Here is a 2,025-nt window from a genome sequence, read left to right as displayed (position 1 = left end):
ACCCGGTTATTCCATATCTGAGTTGTATCCGGATCCCCTGGAGTGCTGTCCAGCGTTCTGTAAGTGGATACAACTTTCTCGTTGTCGATAATCAGCGCTTTTGTCACAACCGCCGGTAAGGCCCGCGGAGTGAAAAATGCAAAATCAACCTCACCGTAGGGCATTTCGCCGGTATCTTCCGGCGTCTGTGCCTCTCCAGCCCGGCAGCCGCTGACCATCACCAGCATCAGCAGGGGAAAAAGTGTTTTCAGCCTCATACCTTCTTCCCGTCCATGCTGTAGACCGAGCGTTTCCACTGCTCATCCGGGCGGTTGATAAAGCCAATCAGCTCAGAGGGTGATGCGCCGCCGTGAATAAGGCCGTCCGTATTCACCACGATGGCATTCCAGTTGGCCGAACAGTGAATATACTTCTCCGCAATCACGTCCAGCTCATCCTGGCTGAACGCTTGATAGGCATAGGTACGCCAGGTATTACGCCCCGGGCTTGATGGATCAACCAGGGACCGTAAAAAGGCATTCATTTCATGGTCAAATACCCCGTCCTCCCCGATGAGAAAGGGCTGGCCGTCAATAATACCCAGCCGCTCAGCCACCTCCGCCAGTTCAGGTGTACGGCTCAGGTCGGTAAAAACCAGCATGATGATTGCCCTCCAGACAGACAACACATAAACTCCTAAACCCGGCCTGCATGTGTCGTCAGGCGGGTATCAGAAGCAATCGCTACCAGTTGCCGTAGGGATAGGCTTTCCCTTTGATAAAATCCTTTATGTCCTGATCATAACCATCCGGAATGCTGTAGTTAAAGTCAATGCGCGAAGGCACGTCTTTGCAGGCATCCAGTTTATCCCCGGACAGCGTGGTGATTTTTACCGGTTCGACCGGCAGATTGGCGACCGGTGCACTGTTCTGAAGCCAGATGCGGACTTTACCTTCTGGTGCCAGCCCAAACAGCAGCGTGTCATACCAGGCCGTATCCCCACGCCAGTCCTTTCCGGTTGGCACCGACATTTTCTCCCGCAGGGCCGATGAAAAGGTGATGCGCGTCTCGTAGGTCTTTTTATCTATAACCGAATCCCAGCAGAAGAGCATCTGTGCGGGAGGATGCCGGGCTTTGTTGAACTGAGCATGCCTGCTTACCCTGCTGCTCCAGCTTCCCACGCTGTCAGGATTTTCCTGAATGCTGTCCAGCGTTCTGTAAGTAGATACAACTTTCTCGTTGTCGATAATCAGCGCTTTTGTCACAACCGCCGGTAAGGCCCGCGGAGTGAAAAATGCAAAATCAACTTCACCGTAGGGCATTTCGCCGGTGTCTTCCGGCGTCTGTGCCTCTCCAGCCCGGCAGCCGCTGACCATCACCATTATCAGCAAGGGGAAAAATGTTTTCAGCTTCATACCTTCTTTCCGTCCATGCTGTAGACGGAACGTTTCCACTGCTCATCCGGCCGGTTGATAAAGCCAATCAGCTCTGAGGGGGAGGCGCCACCGTGAATAAGGCCGTCAGTATTGACCACGATGGCATTCCAGTTGGCTGAACAGTGAATATACTTCTCCGCAATCACGTCCAACTCATCCTGGCTGTACGCTTGATAGGCATAGGTACGCCAGGTATTACGCCCCGGGCTTGATGGATCAACCAGGGACCGTAAAAAGGCATTCACTTCACGGTCAAATACCCCGTCCTCCCCGATGAGAACGGGCTGGCCGTCAATAATACCCAGCCGCTCAGCCACCTCCGCCAGTTCAGGTGTACGGCTCAGGTCGGTAAAAACCAGCATGATCATTGCCCTCCAGACAGACAACACATAAGCGCCTAAACCCGGCCTGCATGTGTCGTCAGGCGGGTATCAGAAGCAATCGCTACCAGTTGCCGTAGGGATAGGTTTTCCCTTTAACAAATGCTGGCGTTTCACCGTAATAAACATACCCGTTGGGATGGTCCGTAATCCCTTTGCAGGCATCCAGTTTATCCCCGGACAGCGTGGTGATTTTTACCGGTTTGACTGGCAGGTTATCACCTCCTGCG

At 53.4% G+C, this 2,025-nt stretch carries 3 protein-coding genes and 1 pseudogene; all 4 read right to left on the bottom strand.

The genetic code is table 11. The features are described 5' to 3' along the window. A pseudogene (locus NR195_RS22690) lies at positions 1–257 on the bottom strand (DUF2931 family protein); the annotation flags it as partial. Next, the gene (locus tag NR195_RS22685; RefSeq protein ID WP_033769055.1) at positions 254–640 is read right to left on the bottom strand and encodes a hypothetical protein; all 387 of its coding nucleotides are present in this window, start codon (positions 638–640) and stop codon (positions 254–256) included. The gene NR195_RS22685 and the pseudogene NR195_RS22690, both read right to left, overlap by 4 nt. Before the next feature lie 82 nt (positions 641–722). Next, complete coding sequence (locus NR195_RS22680; protein ID WP_033769057.1) at positions 723–1,394, bottom strand: DUF2931 family protein; 672 nt, start codon at positions 1,392–1,394, stop codon at positions 723–725. Further along, positions 1,391–1,783: a hypothetical protein gene (locus NR195_RS22675; RefSeq protein WP_256844928.1), complete on the bottom strand. Its 393-nt coding sequence runs from the start codon at positions 1,781–1,783 to the stop codon at positions 1,391–1,393. Before NR195_RS22675 ends, NR195_RS22680 begins: the two co-directional genes overlap by 4 nt. Positions 1,784–2,025 lie beyond the last annotated feature (242 nt).

The organism is Pantoea sp. Ft-CA_14 (genome assembly GCF_024520875.1).
GTDB classification, from domain to species: Bacteria; Pseudomonadota; Gammaproteobacteria; order Enterobacterales; family Enterobacteriaceae; genus Pantoea; species Pantoea agglomerans.
Note: the sequence above shows the minus strand (reverse complement) of the source record. Positions and strands in the feature narration are given on the sequence as shown.

Excerpts from the sequence above, each read along its gene's own strand:
- NR195_RS22685 (WP_033769055.1), bottom strand. The coding sequence starts at position 640 with ATGCTGGTTTTTACCGACCTGAGCCGTACACCTGAACTGGCGGAGGTG.
- NR195_RS22680 (WP_033769057.1), bottom strand. The coding sequence starts at position 1,394 with ATGAAGCTGAAAACATTTTTCCCCTTGCTGATAATGGTGATGGTCAGC.
- NR195_RS22675 (WP_256844928.1), bottom strand. The coding sequence starts at position 1,783 with ATGATCATGCTGGTTTTTACCGACCTGAGCCGTACACCTGAACTGGCG.